A 20,015-nucleotide genomic window follows, 5' to 3' on the forward strand; every position below is an offset into this window, starting at 1 on the left:
TCCTTTGCCCATGCGCTCGTTCTTCAAAGACCTCAGCCTGTCCACCTTCACCGCCGGCTTCGTGGCAGTGCTCGTGGGCTTCACCAGTTCGATCGCCATCATCTTCCAGGCGGCGCAGGCGTTTCAGGCGACGCCGGCGCAGATCACCTCCTGGATGTGGGCGCTCGGACTGGGCATGGGGCTGTGTTCGCTGCTGCCTTCGCTGGTGCTGCGCCAGCCGGTCATGGTCGCCTGGTCCACCCCGGGCGCGGCCGTGCTGGCCACGGCGGGCGCGGCGGGCGGCTTTCACATGGGGCATGCGGTGGGGGCCTTCATGGTCAGCGCGGCGCTCATCACCCTGGCGGGGGCCACGGGCTGGTTCGAGCGGGCGATGAACCGCATACCGCTGGCCATCGCCTCGGCCTTGCTGGCGGGCGTGCTGGCCCGCTTCGGCATGGACGCCTTCGTCGCGGCAAGGACCGACCTGCCCCTGGTGCTGTCGATGCTGGGCAGCTATCTGGTCACGCGGCGCCTGCTGCCGCGCTACGCCGTGGTGCTGACGCTGGCCGCGGGCGTGGTGTTCGCGGCGGCGACGGGTCGCATGCACTGGTCGGGCGCGGCCGTGGGCCTGGCGATGCCCGTATTCACCGCGCCGGCTTTCAGCTGGGCGGCACTCGTCAGCCTGGCGCTGCCGCTCTTCGTGGTCACCATGGCGTCGCAGAACCTGCCGGGCGCGGCGGTCATCCGCGCCTCGGGCTATCCGCTGCCGATTTCCCGGCTGATCACGATGACCGGCGCAGCCACGCTGGTGCTGGCGCCGTTCGGCGCCTTCGCGCTCAACCTCAGCGCCATCACGGCCGCCATGTGCATGGGGCCCGAGGCGCATGAAGACCGGGCGCGGCGCTACACGGCCGCCGCTTGCTGCGGCCTGCTGTATGTGTTCATCGGCGTCTTCGGCGCGGTGGTCACGGCATTGCTGACCGCCTTCCCGCGTGAGCTCGTGGTGGCCATCGCCGGCCTGGCCCTTCTGGGCACCATCGGCGGCGGACTGGTGCTGGCGTTGAAAGACGAATCGCACCGCGAGGCGGCACTCATCACTTTCCTCGTCACCTTGAGCGGCGTCACCCTTGCGGGCGTCGGCTCGGCCTTCTGGGGCGTGGTGGCCGGCAGCATCGCGCTAGTTGTGCAACAGTACGGCAAGGCGCCCGCCCGGGGCGCGTAGCCATCAAGTCTCTGGAACCATGCAACTTCTCTTCATCGCCGACCCCATCGAGCAGTTCAAGATCTACAAGGACACGACGTTCGCCATGATGCGCGAGGCGCAGCGCCGCGGCCACACGCTGGCCGTGTGCGAGCCGGCCCATGTGCACTGGGAGCGGGGCCAGCGCGTGACCGCCACGGTGCGCGACATCCGCCTGACCGGCCATGCCGAGGACTGGTTCGCCGCCCAGCCGGCACGCCCCGCCGCCCTGGCCGACTTCGACGCCGTGCTGATGCGCAAGGACCCGCCCTTCGACAGCGAGTATTTCTATGCCACGCACCTGCTGGAGCAGGCCGAGCGGGACGGCGCCCGCGTCTTCAACAAGCCCCGGGCACTGCGCGACCACCCCGAAAAGCTGGCCATCATGGAGTTTCCGCAGTTCATCGGCCCCACGCTGGTGACGCGCGATGCGCAGGACATCCGGCGCTTTCATGCGGAGCACGGCGACATCATCCTCAAGCCGCTCGACGGCATGGGCGGCATGGGCATCTTCCGCGTGGGCCGGGATGGCATGAACCTGGGCAGCATCATCGAGACGCTGAACAAGGGCGGCGCCGAAAGCGTCATGGTCCAGAAGTTCCTGCCCGAGATCGTCGAAGGCGACAAGCGTGTGCTCATCATCGGCGGCAAGCCGGTGCCTTACTGCCTGGCGCGCATTCCCCAGGGCAGCGAAGTGCGCGGCAACCTGGCGGCGGGGGGCAAGGGCGTGGCCAGGGCACTGACGGCGCGCGACCAGCAGATCGGCGAGGCGATCGGCGCCGTACTCATAGAGAGGGGTCTGCTGCTGGCGGGCGTGGACGTGATCGGCGACTGCGTGACCGAGATCAACGTGACCAGTCCCACCTGCTTCCAGGAGATCTTCGATCAGACCGGTTGTGACGTGGCGGCTCTGTTCATCGATGCGCTGGAAGAGGCCATTAGGGGGGCTCGCTGAGCCCGGCGAAGTTTTTTGCAAAAACTCCGCTCCGCGTCGTCAAACCGTCATATACTCGTGGGCTTGGCACTGTAGAGGTTCTCCGGAAGTTCTGCGGTGCTGGCGGAAAAGATTTCGGTTTTGAGTTGCGGCGGGTTGAAAAACCGGTGTAGAATTCAAGGCTTCGCTGATGAGACGGGTTGCTGGAGACGGCGGACTGCTCGGAAAGCGAAAAGAAAAAAGTTTGACGGTTCTTTAAAAACTGTGCTAGAATTTGAGGCTCTGCTGATTGCAGCGGAGTTGGAGAGAAAAGAAAGCGATTTCTGATCTTTCGGTTCATTAAAAATATACAGCCGATAAGCGTGGGCGTTTGATGGCGAGTGCCAAGTTCTTTGGAACTAGTGCTTAGCACTACAAACGCTCATGAGATAAGAAGTGAAGTTCACTTCAATTCTTTTTTATGAGTTGCTCGCAAGAGCGAAAAAATCAAGATCGAACTGTAGAGTTTGATCCTGGCTCAGATTGAACGCTGGCGGCATGCCTTACACATGCAAGTCGAACGGTAACAGGTCTTCGGATGCTGACGAGTGGCGAACGGGTGAGTAATACATCGGAACGTGCCCGAGAGTGGGGGATAACGGAGCGAAAGCTTTGCTAATACCGCATACGATCTACGGATGAAAGCAGGGGACCGCAAGGCCTTGCGCTCATGGAGCGGCCGATGGCAGATTAGGTAGTTGGTGGGATAAAAGCTTACCAAGCCGACGATCTGTAGCTGGTCTGAGAGGACGACCAGCCACACTGGGACTGAGACACGGCCCAGACTCCTACGGGAGGCAGCAGTGGGGAATTTTGGACAATGGGCGCAAGCCTGATCCAGCCATGCCGCGTGCAGGATGAAGGCCTTCGGGTTGTAAACTGCTTTTGTACGGAACGAAAAGCCTCGGGCTAATATCCTGGGGTCATGACGGTACCGTAAGAATAAGCACCGGCTAACTACGTGCCAGCAGCCGCGGTAATACGTAGGGTGCAAGCGTTAATCGGAATTACTGGGCGTAAAGCGTGCGCAGGCGGTAATGTAAGACAGATGTGAAATCCCCGGGCTCAACCTGGGAACTGCATTTGTGACTGCATTGCTGGAGTACGGCAGAGGGGGATGGAATTCCGCGTGTAGCAGTGAAATGCGTAGATATGCGGAGGAACACCGATGGCGAAGGCAATCCCCTGGGCCTGTACTGACGCTCATGCACGAAAGCGTGGGGAGCAAACAGGATTAGATACCCTGGTAGTCCACGCCCTAAACGATGTCAACTGGTTGTTGGGTCTTCACTGACTCAGTAACGAAGCTAACGCGTGAAGTTGACCGCCTGGGGAGTACGGCCGCAAGGTTGAAACTCAAAGGAATTGACGGGGACCCGCACAAGCGGTGGATGATGTGGTTTAATTCGATGCAACGCGAAAAACCTTACCCACCTTTGACATGTACGGAATCCTTTAGAGATAGAGGAGTGCTCGAAAGAGAGCCGTAACACAGGTGCTGCATGGCTGTCGTCAGCTCGTGTCGTGAGATGTTGGGTTAAGTCCCGCAACGAGCGCAACCCTTGCCATTAGTTGCTACATTCAGTTGGGCACTCTAATGGGACTGCCGGTGACAAACCGGAGGAAGGTGGGGATGACGTCAAGTCCTCATGGCCCTTATAGGTGGGGCTACACACGTCATACAATGGACGGTACAAAGGGTCGCCAACCCGCGAGGGGGAGCCAATCCCATAAAGCCGTTCGTAGTCCGGATCGCAGTCTGCAACTCGACTGCGTGAAGTCGGAATCGCTAGTAATCGTGGATCAGAATGTCACGGTGAATACGTTCCCGGGTCTTGTACACACCGCCCGTCACACCATGGGAGCGGGTTCTGCCAGAAGTAGGTAGCCTAACCGTAAGGAGGGCGCTTACCACGGCAGGGTTCGTGACTGGGGTGAAGTCGTAACAAGGTAGCCGTATCGGAAGGTGCGGCTGGATCACCTCCTTTCTGGAAAACTGCATTCAATATTGAACGCCCACACTTATCGGTTGTTGGAAGAAGAAGCTGCTGGCTGGCGAGAGCGATCTTGCTGGCGAGTGGAATGGGTCTGTAGCTCAGCTGGTTAGAGCACTGTGTTGATAACGCAGGGGTCGTTGGTTCGAGCCCAACTAGACCCACCATACTTCCTGACGACGGATGCACGAGGATCACTGGGGGATTAGCTCAGCTGGGAGAGCACCTGCTTTGCAAGCAGGGGGTCGTCGGTTCGATCCCGTCATCCTCCACCAACCACTTATCGAGAAAATCAACACCAAAGCGGCTTCGCGAGAGGCCACTTTGTTGTTGACCGAGATTGCTCGGATCAATCGGCTGTTCTTTAAAAATTCATAGAGTCGAATCAGCGTTGTCAGAGGAAACTGCACAAACGTATAAGGTTTAGTGCAGACCGTGCCTCTGATGACAATTTTTTGATTGCGTCAAAACGAATATTCAATGAGCGAAAGCTAGTTGAAATTCAGTAATGACGAATGTTTCTTGATAGTGATATCGAGGAATTATTCACATTACGGCATAACGCGCGAGGTGAAAGACCTCGCAAGTCCAGACAACAGCGGAGACATCTCGCAAGAGAGGTCAAAGTTATAGGGTCAAGTGACTAAGAGCATGTGGTGGATGCCTTGGCGATGATAGGCGACGAAAGACGTGAAAGCCTGCGATAAGCTTCGGGGAGCTGGCAAATAAGCATTGATCCGGAGATTTCTGAATGGGGAAACCCACCTCGCAAGAGGTATCGCATGATGAATACATAGTCATGCGAGGCGAACCGGGTGAACTGAAACATCTCAGTAGCTCGAGGAAAAGACATCAACCGAGATTCCGAAAGTAGTGGCGAGCGAAATCGGAGGAGCCTTCTAGTGATAGCACGACTGTTAGCAAAACGGGATGGAAAGCCCGGCCATAGCAGGTGATAGCCCTGTATGCGAAAGCGGACGTGTGGTACTAAGTTAGAGAAAAGTAGGGCGGGGCACGAGAAACCCTGTCTGAATATGGGGGGACCATCCTCCAAGGCTAAATACTCATCATCGACCGATAGTGAACCAGTACCGTGAGGGAAAGGCGAAAAGAACCCCGGGAGGGGAGTGAAATAGATCCTGAAACCGCATGCTTACAAAAAGTAGGAGCCCGCAAGGGTGACTGCGTACCTTTTGTATAATGGGTCAGCGACTTACATTCAGTGGCAAGGTTAACCGAATAGGGAAGCCGTAGAGAAATCGAGTCCGAATAGGGCGTCCAGTCGCTGGGTGTAGACCCGAAACCAAGTGATCTATCCATGGCCAGGATGAAGGTGCCGTAACAGGTACTGGAGGTCCGAACCGACTAGTGTTGCAAAACTAGCGGATGAGCTGTGGATAGGGGTGAAAGGCTAAACAAACTTGGAAATAGCTGGTTCTCTCCGAAAACTATTTAGGTAGTGCCTCAAGTATTACCTTCGGGGGTAGAGCACTGTTTTGGCTAGGGGGTCATGGCGACTTACCAAACCAAGGCAAACTCCGAATACCGAAGAGTACAGCTTGGGAGACAGAGCACCGGGTGCTAACGTCCGGACTCAAGAGGGAAACAACCCAGACCGCCAGCTAAGGTCCCTAAAATTGGCTAAGTGGGAAACGAAGTGGGAAGGCTAAAACAGTCAGGATGTTGGCTTAGAAGCAGCCATCATTTAAAGAAAGCGTAATAGCTCACTGATCGAGTCGTCCTGCGCGGAAGATGTAACGGGGCTAAGCCAGTTACCGAAGCTGCGGATGTGCAATTTATTGCACGTGGTAGGAGAGCGTTCTGTAAGCCTGTGAAGGTGTCTGGTAACGGATGCTGGAGGTATCAGAAGTGCGAATGCTGACATGAGTAGCGTTAAAGGGGGTGAAAAGCCCCCTCGCCGTAAGCGCAAGGTTTTCTACGCAACGTTCATCGGCGTAGAGTGAGTCGGCCCCTAAGGCGAGGCAGAGATGCGTAGCTGATGGGAAACAGGTCAATATTCCTGTACCGATCAATAGTGCGATGTGGGGACGGAGAAGGTTAGCTCAGCCAACTGTTGGATATGTTGGTTCAAGCCTGTAGTCGTGCCTGGTAGGCAAATCCGCCGGGCTTAGATGAGGGGTGATAACGAGTCTGCTTGCAGACGAAGTGAGTGATACCCTGCTTCCAGGAAAAGCCACTAAGCTTCAGCTATTGACGACCGTACCGCAAACCGACACTGGTGCGCGAGATGAGTATTCTAAGGCGCTTGAGAGAACTCAGGAGAAGGAACTCGGCAAATTGATACCGTAACTTCGGGAGAAGGTATGCCCCTAGTCAGTGAAGTTGTACAAACGGAGCTAAACGGGGTTGCAAAAAATCGGTGGCTGCGACTGTTTAATAAAAACACAGCACTCTGCAAACACGAAAGTGGACGTATAGGGTGTGACGCCTGCCCGGTGCTGGAAGATTAAATGATGGGGTGCAAGCTCTTGATTGAAGTCCCAGTAAACGGCGGCCGTAACTATAACGGTCCTAAGGTAGCGAAATTCCTTGTCGGGTAAGTTCCGACCTGCACGAATGGCGTAACGATGGCCACACTGTCTCCTCCTGAGACTCAGCGAAGTTGAAATGTTTGTGATGATGCAATCTCCCCGCGGAAAGACGGAAAGACCCCATGAACCTTTACTGTAGCTTTGTATTGGACTTTGAACAGATCTGTGTAGGATAGGTGGGAGGCTTTGAAGTGAGGACGCTAGTTCTCATGGAGCCAACGTTGAAATACCACCCTGGTGTGTTTGAGGTTCTAACCTAGGTCCCTTATCGGGATCGGGGACAGTGCATGGTAGGCAGTTTGACTGGGGCGGTCTCCTCCCAAAGCGTAACGGAGGAGTTCGAAGGTACGCTAGTTACGGTCGGACATCGTGACGATAGTGCAATGGCATAAGCGTGCTTAACTGCGAGACTGACAAGTCGAGCAGATGCGAAAGCAGGACATAGTGATCCGGTGGTTCTGTATGGAAGGGCCATCGCTCAACGGATAAAAGGTACTCTGGGGATAACAGGCTGATACCGCCCAAGAGTTCATATCGACGGCGGTGTTTGGCACCTCGATGTCGGCTCATCTCATCCTGGGGCTGTAGCCGGTCCCAAGGGTATGGCTGTTCGCCATTTAAAGAGGTACGTGAGCTGGGTTTAAAACGTCGTGAGACAGTTTGGTCCCTATCTTCCGTGGGCGCTGCAGATTTGAGGAAGCCTGCTCCTAGTACGAGAGGACCGGAGTGGACACACCTCTGGTGTATCGGTTGTCACGCCAGTGGCATTGCCGAGTAGCTAAGTGTGGAAGAGATAACCGCTGAAAGCATCTAAGCGGGAAACTCGTTTCAAGATGAGATCTGCCGGGGCCTTGAGCCCCCTGAAGAGTCGTTCAAGACCAGGACGTTGATAGGCTGGGTGTGGAAGCGCAGTAATGCGTTAAGCTAACCAGTACTAATTGCTCGTGCGGCTTGACCCTATAACTTTGACTCAACACCACCCGCGTGTTGCAGACAAAGAGTTATGCCAGGTGACGCAGTCAAAAACACAAAAAGCTGATGACCACTCTATGAATTCGCCGCCCTGTCTCCAAACACGAGACTCGGCAGCAACCCTTTATGCCTGATGACCATAGCAAGTTGGCACCACTCCTTCCCATCCCGAACAGGACAGTGAAACGACTTCGCGCCGATGATAGTGCGGGTTCCCGTGTGAAAGTAGGTCATCGTCAGGCTCTTACAGCCCAATCCGCCCCGTGCACCCACAGTGCCCGGGGCGGTTTGCTTTGGGGGAACGGAAAACCATCTTTGGACCCACCACTAAAGCGGTGGTGTGTTGAAGCCCAGTAGTCGAAGGACCTGGACGGCTCCATCAGCCCGGCCGGGATCTGATCGGCCCGCCTAGGTCGAGTGCTGTCGAACCCTCGCAGCTACCAAGAAGGCCGAGCCGCCTTCACGTCGGAAGAAGGATCACGTGCCCGGACGTCAGCAAGCCGCGCTGGCAGCATGGCCTTGCCGAGGGGTGGGGGCTGGTAGTTCATAAGGCCTCAGCTGCGCAGCCAAGAAGATGCGCAGCTCTGCCTTCAATCTTCCAGTCGCTTTCCGGCCGAACCCGTTTCAGACGGCCACGGTGAAATGCGATTCAGACATCTCTTCCAGATGCCGCTTGTCGTCTGTAGATGGGCCGCAGTCCGGCGCTCAGCCATGCAGCAATCGGGGCGGGGACAGCTGGGTCTGGTTGCTCAGCCTGTTCTCTGCAAAGCCCCACCTGCTCCCACCCACTCAAGCGTGCGTGACCCAGCCCAGGTGCTCCGCCGACTCTAGGTGCGGCAGCGTATTGAACGTCTGCATCATCAGGCGCTTCGGGTTGATGCTGAACTCGGTGACCGCGCTGTTGCGGATGCGCATGTTCAGCGCAATGGTGACTTCCGGCGGCGTGCTCAACACCTGACCGACGGCGGTGGAGATCGGCCCGCCGCTGGAGACGAGCAGCACGTTCTGGCCGCTGTAGTGGCGGCGAACATGGTCGAGCACCGCGTGCACGCCTGCCGAGAAGTCTCGCCAGCTCGGCATGCCGGCCGGGCTGATGGTTCCTCCCATCCACTGGGCGAGCGCGTCGCACAGCAGCCGGAAGTGCTGCTTGTACAACTCCGGCGTGTCGGCCCGGGGGAGCGGATGCGGGTGGATGGCGCTGATGAGCGCCGCGCTGTCGTACTCGTTCAAGCCCGGAAATTCAAGCGCTGGCGGCAGGCCGGGCATGCCGGTGCCGATGCCGGCCAGCGTCTGCACCTGGCGCCTCAGCGTCCCGGTGATGACCGCATCGAACCGCAGGCCCCGCCCCTGCCAGTACTCGCCCAGCCGCACGGCCTGTTCCATGCCGCGGGGGCTGAGTTGGTCGTAATCGTCGGCGCCGAATGACGCCTGTCCGTGGCGGACGAGGTAGAGCGTTCCCATGCCGGCGATTCTTGAGCCGATCGCCCGTCAGCGCTTGTCGCAAGAGCGACGATCGCTATGAAAACGATAGCGTCATCGACCGTTCTGCTGCAGCGCCCTGGCGAAAGCCGGTGCATCCACGTTGCCGCCCGTCAACGGCAGGCCGATACAGGACGGGGCGGACCGGCGGGTAGGCGTGGCCCCGCTTTGACGCTGCTGCAGGGCCGCCGCCAGTGCCGCCGCGCCCGCGCCTTCGGCCACGTTGTGCGTGTCGACAAAGAGGGCGTGCATGGCTTGCGCCACTTCGGCGTCGGTGACCTGCACCAGATCGTCCAGGTGCGCTTTCAGGATCTCGAGCGCACCGGCATCCGCGACCCGGCAGGCCATGCCGTCCGCCAGAACGGTGGTGACGGGCGCTTCCACCACGCGGCCGGCGGCGATGGAATCCGCGTAGGTGGTGGCGTGCGCGCTGACCACGCCCACGATGCGCACCGGGTGCCCGAGCGCCCGCTTGGCGGTAATGGCGGCGCAGGCGCCGGAGCCCTGGCCGATGGGCACGTAGGCGACCTCCATGTGCGGCACGGCGCGCAGGAACTCCCACCAATACGTGGCCACGCCCCGCAGCAGGTCGCGGTGGAAGCTGGGCACCATGTGAGCCTGGCGCTCCTCGGCCAGCTGGATGGCGTGCTCGCGCGCCTCCTGGAAGTCCTCGCCATGCTCGATCAGGCGAACGCCCAGCGCCCGCATGGCCGCGTTCTTCTCGACCGAGTTGCCGTGGGGCACGACGATGGTGCAGGCCACGCCATGCCGCCGGGCCGCCCAGCCCATGCTCTGGCCGTGGTTGCCGCGCGTCGCGCTGATGACCTCGCGGGGCAGCGGGCCGCTGCGGGCCAGCTGGTCGAAGTAGGTCAGGCCGCCCCGGATCTTGAAAGCGCCGACCGGCGTGTGGTTCTCGTGCTTGAGCCAGCATTCCGCCCCGAGCCGTTCGCCCAGCAGCGGCCAGCGGTACTGCGGCGTGGCGGCGAAGTCGTCATAGACGATGCGGGCGGCGGCCTCGATGTCGGCCAGGGTGGGCAGGGCGGAGGGCAGCGGATCGGAGGAAGTGGCGTGCGTCATGGCGGCATGTGCTCGGAAAGAAGGCGAACGAACGAGGACGAAAGGCAGGGCGAGGCAGGGGGCAAGGCGGGCGCGGCCTTTCAGCCCGCTGGCGCGCCCTGCAGCACCGTGTCGCCCCGGGGCGTGCGGAAGGCCGCCTGCATGCGCGGGGCGCCTGCCGGGCCGATGGACACGCGCGCGCCCAGCCCCAGCGCCTCGCAGGCGCTGGCCAGCAGCGGCGCTTCGGGGTGCTGCAGCCGCAGCGACTGCAGCTCCACGCCGCTGGCCGGCAGGCTGTAGCAGGGGTGCCGGTCGGCCCACTGGATGAGCGTCGGCAGCTGCCCGTCCATCAGCCGCTGGCCGTCGGGCCGCACGGTGATCTGCCATTGCAGCGGGCCCAGCGGGGTCGGGCGGCTGGCTTCGAGGATCTCGCCGCGATCCAGCCCCAGGCGGGCGAGCGCCGCACGCCCGGCGGCCACGTCGGGCAGCGAGGCGACCCAGTGGATCAGCTGCGGCCCGTGCCCGCGCACCTGCTGCTGCAAGCGGGCGTCGTCCATGTCGAACCACCGGGAAGCGACCATGGCACGGGCGCTTCTAGCTCCTGGATTGATAGCAATAATCTCCAGGTAGGCGCGTGGATGGGCTTCGCTCGATACGTTGACCAGCCGGTTGTGCGTGCCCATCAGCGGGTGCTCGCCGCCGGCGGCCGGGGTCACGCCCAGCGTGCGCTGGCACCAGGCCACGCCCGCGTCCAGCGTGTCCGCCATCACCACCAGGTGGTCGATGGCGCAGCGGTGCAGACCGTCCGGGCTCATACCAGCACCTGCCCGTCCACGCAGGTGACGGAGCCGCCGCCCACCCAGAGGGTGTCGCCGTCCTGCTCGACATGCACCCGCCCCGCGCGGCCCAGCGCCGTGCCCTGCGCGGCGATGTACTTCGGCGGCGCCAGGTGCGCGCCGATGAGCCACTGCGCCAGGCCGGCGTTCAGGCTGCCGGTGACCGGGTCTTCCGCCAGCCCGTTGTTGCCAGGGAAGAACGCCCGTACCTCGAAGGCCACGCCGTCGCCGTCCGCGCCGCCGCCGCCGCTGCCGGCATCGGGGCCATGGCCGCCGATCACGCCCACCTTGCCGCGCGGCCCGACCACGCCGACGTCCAGCGCGCCCAGCACCGCCGCGTCGGGCCGCAGCGCCAGCACCTGCTCGGCGCTCGCCAGCATCACGCCGCGCCAGTTCGGTCCGTTGTGGCACCAGGCGTGCGCGACGATATCGCTGCGCTCCACGCCCAGGCCGCGGGCAATCAGCGCCACGTCGGCCTCGTCGAGCGGCCCGCTGCGCAGCAGGGGCGGCGCGGCGAAGGCCAGCCGCTCGCCGTCCTGCCGCAGCGTGACCAGGCCGACACCGCATTCCTGCACCACGCGGCCCGGCGTGCGCGGCCGCCCGCCCGCTTCCAGCCAGGCGTGGCAGCTGCCCAGCGTGGGGTGGCCGGCGAAGGGCAGCTCCCGCCCCGGGCAGAAGATGCGCACGCGGTAATCGGCGCCGGCGGCCGCGCCCGCCTCGGTGGGCGGCAGCAGGAAGGTCGCCTCCGACAGATTCGTCCAGTTCGTGAACTGCTGCATGGTCTCGGTGGTCAGGCCGTCGCCGTCCAGCACCACGGCCAGCGGGTTGCCCAGGTAGGGCTGTGCGGTGAAGACATCGACTTGCTTGAACGGACGTTGGCGCATGGTTCGCTTTCGGTAGGTGGGCGGAGAGGAAGGGGGTCGGTGCAATGGTGGGATGGCGGGGTGGGCCGGTCCGGGCAAGGCTCCGCCCAGGGCGCCGTCGCCCGGGAGGGCGGGCGGTGCCCTGGCAGCGCGGTGATAGGCGCAGGCGGATGTGGCCGGTCAGGCCAGCGGCTGGTCCAGCACGCCGCGCGCGCCGGGCCGCTCGCATAGCGTCTGAAACCAGCGGTCCAGGTGCGGGCGGGCGGTGCGTTCGCGGGGCAGGCCGCACCAGCGGTGCATCTCGCAGCCGACGGGAATGTCGGCCATGGTGAAGCGGTCGCCACCCACGAACGGCTGGTGCGCCAGATGCTCGTCGAGCAGGTCCCACAGCGGCTCCGTCACCGCCACCGACTGGGCGATGCGGGCCTCGTCGCGTTCTGCCGCCGGCGTGCGCACCCACTGCACGAAGGCATCGCGGCCGGCCGGGTTCAGCGTGGTCTGCTGCCAGTCCATCCACTGCTCGGCGATGAACCGGGCCGACAGGCTCTCCGGGTACAGGTCGGCCGGGGAGTGCCGGGCGCACAGGTAGCGCACGATGACGTTCGACTCCCACAGCAGGTAGCCCTCGTCCTCGATCAGCGGCACCATGCCGTTCGGGTTCTGGCGCAGGTAATCGGGCTCGCGCACCAAGCCGAAGTGGCCGCCAGCGTCGGTGCGCTGCACGGTCAGGCCCAGCTCCTGCGCGGTCCAGACGACCTTGCGGACGTTGATGGACGTGGTGCGTCCCCAGAGGCGCAGCATGGCCGTCACGCCGCCACCGGAGCGGTCGGGGCCGTGCCCGCCGGCGCCGGGCGGGCCAGGCGTGCGCGGATGGTCGCCGCCAGCGCGGCGATGCCGATGTCGATCTGCTGGGCGCTCGCCGTCACGAACGACAGGCGCAGCGTGCGCGGGTCGGCCGCGTCGGCATAGAACGCGGCACCCGGCACGAAGGCCACGTTGCGCTCCACCGCCTCGGGCAGCAGCTCGATCGCGTTCAGGCCCTCGGGCAGGCGCGCCCAGAGGAACATGCCGCCGGCCGGACGGTTCCACTCCACGCCCAAGCCCGCCATTTCGCGGTCCAGGGCGGCCAGCATGGCGTCGCGCTGGCTCTTGTAGAGCTGGCGGATGGTGGGCACGTGCCGGTCCAGAAAGCCGCCCTGCATCACCTCGGCCACCATGCGCTGGTTGAAGCTCGGGCTGTGCAGGTCGGCCGCCTGCTTGGCCTGCAGCAGCTTGGGGTACATGGCGCGGGGCGCCACCAGAAAGCCCAGCCGCAGGCCCGGCGCCAGCACCTTGGAGAAAGAGCCCAGGTAGATGCAGCCCTCGGGGTTGCGCGCCGTCAGCGGCAGCGCGGGGGGCGTGTCGAACCACAGGTCGCCGTAGGGGTTGTCCTCGATCAGCGGCAGGTTCAGCTCGGCGGCGCGGGCCACCAGCGCGGCGCGGCGCTCCTCGCTCATGGTGCGGCCGGTGGGGTTCTGGAAGTTGGGCAGCACGTAGAGGAAGCGGGCGCGGTCCGCGCCCGTGCCCACCTTGGCCGCCAGGTCGTCCACCTGCACGCCGTGGTCGTCGCTCGCCACGCTGACCACCGTGGGCTCCATGGGCGAGAACGCCTGCAGCGCCCCCAGGTAGGTGGGCGTTTCCACCAGGATGCGGCTGCCCGCGTCGATCAGCACCTTGGCCACCAGGTCCAGGCCCTGCTGCGATCCGGTGGTGATCAGCACCTGGTCCGGGTCCACCTCCCAGGGCAGCATGGCCGCGACGGCCTCGCGCAGCGGCAGGTAGCCTTCGCTCGCGGCGTACTGCAGGGCGGCCGGGCCGTCGTGCTGCAGCACGGCGGCGCAGGCCTCGGCAAAAGCGCTGATGGGGAAGGTCTTGGGCGAGGGCAGGCCGCCCGCCAGGCTGATGATGCCGGGCTTCTCGGTCACCTTCAGGATCTCGCGGATCACCGAGGGGTTCATCTTTGCGGCGCGTGCGGCCAGGGTCCAGTTCGTCATATCCGTTGATCTCCGTGAGCGCCGAAGAAAGGCGCCATGTGTCGTTGCTGCCAGGGGGCCGTCGTGCGGCCGGTTGTGGCTTTGCGGGTGAAGCCGCAGGGGAGCTTAACCGCCTGCGGTGCCCGCGCCAGCGGGGTTTCAGGGGGTGGGGCGGGGCGTCCTTTCCGGCGGGCGCACCGGCATGCGCCGGCCCAGCGCCACGGTGGCCAGCACCGCCAGGCCGAAGCCGATGCTCACCGCGTCGAGCCGTTCGCCCAGCAGCGGCACGGCGGCCAGCATGCCCAGGAAAGGCTGCACCAGCTGCACCTGGCTCACCCGCACCGTGCCGCCCAGGGCCAGGCCGCGGTACCAGGCGAAAAAGCCCAGCCACATCGAGAAGATCGACACATAGGCGAACGCGCCCCAGGCCGGCGCCGGCAGCGGCGCCTGCGGCCAGGAGGCCAAGGCCAGCGGCACGCTGATCGGCAGCGAGATCACCAGCGCCCAGCAGATCACCGCATCGGCCCGCATGCGCTGCGACAGGCGCGCCCCCCAGGCGTAGCCCACGGCGGCGCACAGCATGGCGGCCATCAGCAGCAGGTCGGCCGGGTGCAGCGACAAGCCGCCCGCGCCCGAGCGCAGCACGGCGAACACCACCACCAGGGCGGTGCCGGCCGTGGCGCACAGCCAGAAGCCGGCCGACGGGCGCTGGCGGTGCAGCAGCGCGCCCACGGCGGCGGTGGCCAGGGGCAGCAGGCCCACGATGACGCTGGCGTGCACCGCCTCCACATGCCGCATGGCGATGGACGTGAGCAGCGGAAAGCCGAACACCACGCCAGCCGCCGTCAGCGCCAGCGGCGCCCAGTCGGCGCGCGCGGGCCAGGGCGCGCGGCGCACCAGCAGCAGCGCGGCCGACAGCAGGCCCGCCACCACGGCGCGGCCCATGGCGATGAAAAGGCCGCTCATCTGCGGCGCCTCGGGCGAGCCCACGGCCAGCCGCGTCATCGGCAGGGTGAGGGCGAAGATGGCCACACCCAGCAGGCCGAGCCAGAGCCCGCGGGCTTCGGCCGGCGTGGCGGGGCGGGGCGCGTCGTCGGCGGCGGTGGGCGTGCTGGCAGAAGGCATGGCGTGGTGGGGTCGGGCGGTCGGTCAGGAAAAGCGGTCGGTTCAGGCGTTCACCATCCAGGCGGCCGTCAGCACCAGCACGGCGGCCATCGCACGGTTGAACCAGAGCAGGCGGGCGCCTTGGGCCAGCCAGTGGCGCAGCAGGGCGCCGGTGGCGGCGTAGAGCAAATTGCTGGCGAAGGCGAAGAACAGCATCACCGGCACCACCACGGCCAGGCGGGGCAGCACGTCGGGCCGGCCGGCGACCCAGCCGCCCACGATGGTCAGCGCCAGCAGCCAGGCCTTGATGTTGACGAACTGCAAGGCCACGCCCTGCCAGAAGCCGACCGTCAGGCGCGCCGCGTCGGCCTGCGCCAGCCGGGCGCTGCGGGCCAGCTTGAACGCCAGGTACAGCAGGTAGCCGATGCCCATCGCCTTGATGGCCCACTGCAGCGCGGGCGCGGCCGCCACCATGGCGCCGACGCCGCCTGCGCACAGCAACAGCAGCAGGGTCCAGCCCACCGGCACGGCGCAGACGAAGCGCATCGCCGCCGGCAGGCCGCGGTTGGCCGCCAGCGCCGTGGAGAGCGTGGTGTTCGGCCCGGGCGAAAAGCTCATGGCCGTGGCTAGGACGAGCAAGGCGGTGAATTCGAGGAGCGGCATGGAGCGGCGGGCGATTCGGTGAATGAGGGTGGGCGCCGCTATCGGCGTTCCGGCATTCACTGTAGGATCGATTCCATTACAGTTGCAGTACAGACAGATTCACAAATACATCATCTGTATCGGTTCAGAAGCCGGCACAGTTTCTCCCGCATTCCGACTCCTTCCTCCCGACATGCTGACCCGCTCCTCCGACCGCACCCTGACCGAACAACTGGCCGACCGGTTCGCCGAGCGCATCCGCTCGCGGCTGCTGCCCGCCGGCGCGCGCCTGCCGTCGGTGCGCGAATGTGCCCGCCAGCAGGGCGTGAGCCCGCACACCGTGGTGGCGGCCTACGACCAGCTGCTGGCCCAGGGGCTGGTCGAGGCGCGCCGCCAGCGCGGCTTCTACGTGCGTGATTACCTGCAAAAAGTGCCTGGCGCGCCCGTTGCATCTGGGCCTGATGCTATGAATGGCATAGCGGATGGCGACAGGCCCTCGCCGCTCGGCAGCATCGGCATGCGCGTGTCGGGCTCGCACATCAACGCCACGGCGCTGATCCGGGGCATGTTCCACCAGGCCTCGTCCAAGCCGCAGCCGGGCACGGGCGTGTTCCCGCCCGACTGGCTGGAGGAAGCGCGCTTCGTGCCGGCCGCCGTGCGCAAGATCACCGGCAGCCGGGCGCTGCAGGACGGCTCGCTCAGCTATGGCGAGCCCATGGGCGACGCCGGCCTGCGCCAGGCGCTGTCGCGCCGGCTCACGGCCATCAACGTGCATGCGCCGCCCGAGCAGATCATCACCACCGTGGGCGCCACGCAGGCGCTGGACATCGTCAGCCGCACGCTGCTGAAGGCGGGCGACCCGGTGATGGTGGAAGAGCCCGGCTGGTCGGTGGAGTTCGCCCGGCTCGACGCGCTCGGCATGCGCGTGCTGCCCGTGCCGCGTGGCCCCGACGGGCCCGACCTGGCGGTGATGGCGCGCTATTGCGAGGCGCATGCGCCCAAGCTCTTCGTGAGCGTGAGCGTGCTGCACAACCCGACCGGCTACAGCCTGTCGCCCGGCAGCGCGCACCAGGTGCTGCAATTGGCCGGGCAGCACGACTTCCACATCGTCGAGGACGACACCTACGGCCACATCGCGCCCGACCACGCCACGCGCCTGGCCGCGCTCGACGGCCTGCGCCGCACCATCTACGTCAACGGCTTCGCCAAGATCCTGGCGCCCAACTGGCGCGTGGGCTACATGGCCGCGCCGCCCGCGCTGGTCGAGCGCCTGCTCGACACCAAGCTGCTGTCCACGCTGACCACGCCATCGCTGCTGGAAAAGGCGCTGGCCCTCTGCATCGAACAGGGCCAGCTGCGCCGCCATGCCGACCGCATGCGCCAGCGGCTGGCCCAGGCCCGCGCCCGCAGCGTGCAGCTGGCGCTGGACGCGGGCTGCACCTTCGCGGCCGAGCCGGCCGGCCTGTTCGGCTGGGTGGAGACGGGGGTGGACACCGACATGCTGGCCCAGCGCATGCTGGACGAAGGCTACCTGATCGCGCCCGGCGCCCTGTTCCACGCCACGCGCCAGCCCTGCACGCTGATGCGCATCAACTTCACCACCACGCAGGACGTGGCCTTCTGGAAGGCGTGGAAGCGGGTGGCGGACAGCGTGCGCTGACGGCGCGCCGGGCGGCGCGGCGGGGCGGCGGGGCGTGGCCTGCCGGGTTGCGGGTCAGGCCGCCCCCAGCTCCGCCAGCATGCGCAGCAGCGCCCGGTTGACCTCCTCCAGCCCCATCGCGTGCGTCTCGCACAGCTGGCGGATGCCCGCCATGTCGTCGGTCTCCAGCGCGCAGGCCATCTCCAGGCTGGCGGCATAGGGGCCGGTGTGCAGCACGATGGCGTCGTAGATGCGCTCGGAGAGCGGCAGCCGCCGCAGGATGGCGCCCAGGGGCTCGCCCAGCAGCTCGTCCATCTGCGACAGCAGCCCGCACAGGTACACCTCGCGGCGCAGGTCGTTCTCCACGCCGGCATCGAGCAGGCGCTCGGTCAGGCGGGCGCGCAGCACCATCGACTCGCGGATCGGGCGCAGGTTCGGGTCGGTGGCGCAGTGCGGCAGCTGGTCCGACAGCCAGCGCTGCAGCGAGCCGTAGCCCATCATCACCAGCCCCCGGCGCAGCGAATCGACGCCCGTGCGCAGGCCCAGCGCGGCCGAGTTGGTGTAGGTCATGAAGCGCCAGGCCAGCAGCGGGTCCTGGCCCAGGATGTGCTCGAAGGCCTCCAGCGACTGCTCCGCGTCGATGGACTTCATCAACGCATGCACCGTCTCGCGCGCCGGCTGCAGCGGCTGGTGGCGCAGGCTGTAGAGCACGTCTTCCAGCGGCCAGCCGGCCACGGCGAGCGCGTGGTGCTCATCGAGGCAGTGCTCCAGCAGCGCCCGGCTGGCCACGTTCTCGTACAGCTGCCCGGCGATCACGGGGCTGCTGGCGCGGCGCGCGGCCGGCGGCACCGGCGCGCCCTGGCGCTGCGCGGCCGCCACCGCCCGGGTCTGCAGGGCGCCCGCCGCATCGTCGGCCGACAGGCTCAGCAGGCTGTTGTCGAAGAAGCGGGCCACGGCGGCGTCAGGCAGGTGCTGCAGCTCGCCGCGCCAGACCAGCTTCAGGCCGCGCCCGTGGGCCGCCTGCACACGCGCCAGCAGGGCGGCATCGTCCAGCCAGGCGCCGCGCACCTCGATCCAGGGGCTGCCGGCGGGAGCGTGCTCCAACAGCTCGCCCAGCAGCTCGGGGTTCTGCGGCGACAGCAGCAGGCGGGGCGAGGCGGCCGTCCACAGCTCCAGCAGCGTGCGCAGCAGGTGCGGCGCATCCACCGCGTGGGCGCCCTGGCTCTGCACGTAGAGCTGCACGCCCGCCAGCCGCCGCTCTGCGTTCCAGAGGGGGCGGTAACCGAGAACCAGACTGCCGAGAACGGATTGGGCCATGGGTAGGAGCGAAGAGCCAGGTCGAACAAGCCCCCATTGTCGGAGACGGCGCGCCCGGCGGGAGCGGGCGGAAACCCCGCAGGGCTCGCCTAGCCGATGAAGTTGAAGAGCGAGAGCTTCTGCACCTGCGCGTACGACTTGAGCGCGGCCTCGTAGCCCACCTGCGCGGTCTGGAAGTCGGAGATGCCCTGCACCATGTCCAGGTCTTCGGCGCGCGAGCGGTCGGCCTCCAGCTGGATGGCGCGACTGCTCTGGTCGCCCGTGATGCGGTCGGCGCGGTTGAGCAGCTCGCCGGCGTAGCCGCGCAGGTTGTGCAGCCGCTCCAGGCCCTTGTCCACCGCCGCCAGCGCCTGGCCCACGGCCTGCGTGGCGGCGTTGTTGTTGATGGCCCCGCCGATGCCCTTGACGGCCGCGTCGATGCTGCCGAACAGGCTCTCGCTCGGCTGCAGGCTCACGGTGTCGCCCACGGCGGGCGTGCCGGTGATGGACAGCGCCATGCCGGGCACGCCGCTCACCGCGATGGAGACGGGCTTGTTGGAGGGGTAGTCCGGCACCGTCACCGGCGCGCTGGTGACGCCGGTGGTCAGGTTGGTCACAGTGTAGGTGGCCGTGGTGGTGTCGGGCGTGCCGCCGGGGCCCACGGCGGTGAAGGCGATCTGGTAGTTGTCGCCGGTGACCAGGCTGAGATCGGTGGCGCGCGCGGCGTCGGTGGTCAGCGTGCGGCCATTGGGAATGGTGCTCACCGACGCCGTGTACACGCCGTCGCGCTGCGGCTCGAACATGAAGGCCGAGTGCCCGTCCAGCGTGCTCGTCAGGCCGTTGCCCGTGCTGGCGGCCTGCCCCGGCTGGCCGGCGAAAACGTAGCTGGGGCTGCTGCTCTGCGGGCCGAGGAACGGCGCCAGCGCGCTGCCCAGGGCGCCCAGCAGCGGCATGCCGTTGGTGTCCTTGCGGTTGGCGACCTCGGTGAGCTGCTCGCGCAGGCTGTTGATCTGGTTGGCATAGGTGGTGCGGTCCTCGGCCTTGATGCCGCCATTGCCGGCCGCCACCATCAGCTGGCGCATCTCCTGCACCAGGCCGATGGCGTCGCCCAGCGTCGACTCGGCCTGCGCCACCGCGTTGCGCTGCACCTCGAGCGCGCGCTGCTCGGTCTGGATGCGGGTGATGCGGGTGAGCGAGCGCTCGGCCTGCGCGGCGGCGACCGGGTCGTCGCTGGCCCGCACCACGCGCTTGCCGGCAGTGAGCTTTTCCTGCAGGTCCACCAGCGTGGACTGCCGCCCGCTCAGGTTGCGCAGCGTGCTGTCGTACATGTTGGCCGTGCCGACGCGGTAGAAATTGGTCATGGAATGTGCTCCGTGCG

General features: G+C 65.4%; 13 protein-coding genes, 2 tRNA genes and 3 rRNA genes. 8 read left to right on the plus strand and 10 right to left on the minus strand.

All coding sequences use genetic code 11. The features are described from left to right. Window positions 1-10: 10 nt before the first annotated feature. The 7 genes from ABWV53_RS17040 to rrf all read left to right on the plus strand — a co-directional run bounded on the left by ABWV53_RS17040 (window position 11) and on the right by rrf (window position 7,952). A complete protein-coding gene (locus ABWV53_RS17040; protein WP_353367343.1) occupies window positions 11-1,201 on the plus strand; it encodes a benzoate/H(+) symporter BenE family transporter in 1,191 nt (396 codons plus the stop codon). Between the two features lie 19 nt (window positions 1,202-1,220). Further along, on the plus strand, window positions 1,221-2,174 hold the full coding sequence (gene gshB / locus ABWV53_RS17045) for a glutathione synthase (protein WP_353367344.1): 954 nt from the start codon (window positions 1,221-1,223) through the stop codon (window positions 2,172-2,174). A 473-nt stretch (window positions 2,175-2,647) separates the two neighbouring features. Then, window positions 2,648-4,180: ribosomal RNA gene (locus ABWV53_RS17050) — 16S ribosomal RNA — on the plus strand. Between the two features lie 96 nt (window positions 4,181-4,276). Next, a tRNA-Ile gene (locus tag ABWV53_RS17055) sits at window positions 4,277-4,353 on the plus strand. 32 nt (window positions 4,354-4,385) lie between these two features. After that, window positions 4,386-4,461 (plus strand) — tRNA-Ala (locus tag ABWV53_RS17060). Window positions 4,462-4,819: 358 nt separating this feature from the next. Next, window positions 4,820-7,697 (plus strand): 23S ribosomal RNA (locus ABWV53_RS17065). Window positions 7,698-7,839: 142 nt separating this feature from the next. Beyond that, a 5S ribosomal RNA gene (gene rrf / locus ABWV53_RS17070) occupies window positions 7,840-7,952 on the plus strand. Together the 16S, 23S and 5S rRNA genes with 2 tRNA genes alongside form the textbook arrangement of a ribosomal RNA operon. Before the next feature lie 547 nt (window positions 7,953-8,499). On the opposite strand, the gene ABWV53_RS17075 is transcribed toward rrf, so the two are convergent. The 8 genes from ABWV53_RS17075 to ABWV53_RS17110 form a co-directional block, all read right to left on the minus strand. Further along, the gene (locus tag ABWV53_RS17075) at window positions 8,500-9,171 is read right to left on the minus strand and encodes a histidine phosphatase family protein (protein WP_353367345.1); all 672 of its coding nucleotides are present in this window, start codon (window positions 9,169-9,171) and stop codon (window positions 8,500-8,502) included. Between the two features lie 72 nt (window positions 9,172-9,243). Continuing rightward, window positions 9,244-10,266, minus strand: coding sequence for a threonine dehydratase (locus ABWV53_RS17080; RefSeq protein WP_353367346.1), 1,023 nt, complete (start codon window positions 10,264-10,266; stop codon window positions 9,244-9,246). Window positions 10,267-10,346: 80 nt separating this feature from the next. After that, complete coding sequence (locus tag ABWV53_RS17085) at window positions 10,347-11,060, minus strand: VOC family protein (RefSeq protein WP_353367347.1); 714 nt, start codon at window positions 11,058-11,060, stop codon at window positions 10,347-10,349. Continuing rightward, complete coding sequence (locus ABWV53_RS17090) at window positions 11,057-11,965, minus strand: PhzF family phenazine biosynthesis protein (protein ID WP_353367348.1); 909 nt, start codon at window positions 11,963-11,965, stop codon at window positions 11,057-11,059. Before ABWV53_RS17090 ends, ABWV53_RS17085 begins: the two co-directional genes overlap by 4 nt. A gap of 159 nt (window positions 11,966-12,124) precedes the next feature. Beyond that, window positions 12,125-12,745 carry a glutathione S-transferase family protein gene (locus ABWV53_RS17095; protein WP_353367349.1) on the minus strand — a complete coding sequence of 207 codons (621 nt, stop codon included), beginning with the start codon at window positions 12,743-12,745 and terminating at the stop codon, window positions 12,125-12,127. 5 nt (window positions 12,746-12,750) lie between these two features. After that, on the minus strand, window positions 12,751-13,977 hold the full coding sequence (locus ABWV53_RS17100) for an aminotransferase-like domain-containing protein (RefSeq protein WP_353367350.1): 1,227 nt from the start codon (window positions 13,975-13,977) through the stop codon (window positions 12,751-12,753). A gap of 138 nt (window positions 13,978-14,115) precedes the next feature. Then, window positions 14,116-15,081 (minus strand): DMT family transporter, encoded by a 966-nt coding sequence (locus ABWV53_RS17105; RefSeq protein ID WP_353367351.1) that lies wholly within the window; start codon window positions 15,079-15,081, stop codon window positions 14,116-14,118. Window positions 15,082-15,123: 42 nt separating this feature from the next. Then, a complete protein-coding gene (locus ABWV53_RS17110; protein WP_353367352.1) occupies window positions 15,124-15,723 on the minus strand; it encodes a LysE family translocator in 600 nt (199 codons plus the stop codon). 172 nt (window positions 15,724-15,895) lie between these two features. Between ABWV53_RS17110 and ABWV53_RS17115 the strand changes: the two genes are divergently transcribed. Further along, a complete protein-coding gene (locus ABWV53_RS17115) occupies window positions 15,896-17,362 on the plus strand; it encodes an aminotransferase-like domain-containing protein (RefSeq protein ID WP_353367353.1) in 1,467 nt (488 codons plus the stop codon). 54 nt (window positions 17,363-17,416) lie between these two features. Here ABWV53_RS17115 and ABWV53_RS17120 read toward each other — a convergent pair whose 3' ends face one another. Together ABWV53_RS17120 and flgL are read right to left on the minus strand one after the other, a co-directional pair. Further along, entirely contained in the window at window positions 17,417-18,658 is a 1,242-nt protein-coding gene (locus ABWV53_RS17120) for a YuxH family protein (protein ID WP_353367354.1), read from the minus strand. A gap of 89 nt (window positions 18,659-18,747) precedes the next feature. Continuing rightward, window positions 18,748-19,998: a flagellar hook-associated protein FlgL gene (flgL, locus tag ABWV53_RS17125; RefSeq protein ID WP_353367355.1), complete on the minus strand. Its 1,251-nt coding sequence runs from the start codon at window positions 19,996-19,998 to the stop codon at window positions 18,748-18,750. Between the last annotated feature and the right edge of the window lie 17 nt (window positions 19,999-20,015).

The organism is Acidovorax sp. FG27, from assembly GCF_040365715.1.
Taxonomy (GTDB): domain Bacteria; phylum Pseudomonadota; class Gammaproteobacteria; order Burkholderiales; family Burkholderiaceae_C; genus Paracidovorax.

What these genes read in the sequence shown, in the direction of transcription:
- ABWV53_RS17040 (WP_353367343.1), top strand. Translation starts at nt 11, where the DNA reads ATGCGCTCGTTCTTCAAAGACCTCAGCCTGTCCACCTTCACCGCCGGC.
- gshB (WP_353367344.1), top strand. Translation starts at nt 1,221, where the DNA reads ATGCAACTTCTCTTCATCGCCGACCCCATCGAGCAGTTCAAGATCTAC.
- ABWV53_RS17075 (WP_353367345.1), bottom strand. Translation starts at nt 9,171, where the DNA reads ATGGGAACGCTCTACCTCGTCCGCCACGGACAGGCGTCATTCGGCGCC.
- ABWV53_RS17080 (WP_353367346.1), bottom strand. Translation starts at nt 10,266, where the DNA reads ATGACGCACGCCACTTCCTCCGATCCGCTGCCCTCCGCCCTGCCCACC.
- ABWV53_RS17085 (WP_353367347.1), bottom strand. Translation starts at nt 11,060, where the DNA reads ATGAGCCCGGACGGTCTGCACCGCTGCGCCATCGACCACCTGGTGGTG.
- ABWV53_RS17090 (WP_353367348.1), bottom strand. Translation starts at nt 11,965, where the DNA reads ATGCGCCAACGTCCGTTCAAGCAAGTCGATGTCTTCACCGCACAGCCC.
- ABWV53_RS17095 (WP_353367349.1), bottom strand. Translation starts at nt 12,745, where the DNA reads ATGCTGCGCCTCTGGGGACGCACCACGTCCATCAACGTCCGCAAGGTC.
- ABWV53_RS17100 (WP_353367350.1), bottom strand. Translation starts at nt 13,977, where the DNA reads ATGACGAACTGGACCCTGGCCGCACGCGCCGCAAAGATGAACCCCTCG.
- ABWV53_RS17105 (WP_353367351.1), bottom strand. Translation starts at nt 15,081, where the DNA reads ATGCCTTCTGCCAGCACGCCCACCGCCGCCGACGACGCGCCCCGCCCC.
- ABWV53_RS17110 (WP_353367352.1), bottom strand. Translation starts at nt 15,723, where the DNA reads ATGCCGCTCCTCGAATTCACCGCCTTGCTCGTCCTAGCCACGGCCATG.
- ABWV53_RS17115 (WP_353367353.1), top strand. Translation starts at nt 15,896, where the DNA reads ATGCTGACCCGCTCCTCCGACCGCACCCTGACCGAACAACTGGCCGAC.
- ABWV53_RS17120 (WP_353367354.1), bottom strand. Translation starts at nt 18,658, where the DNA reads ATGGCCCAATCCGTTCTCGGCAGTCTGGTTCTCGGTTACCGCCCCCTC.
- flgL (WP_353367355.1), bottom strand. Translation starts at nt 19,998, where the DNA reads ATGACCAATTTCTACCGCGTCGGCACGGCCAACATGTACGACAGCACG.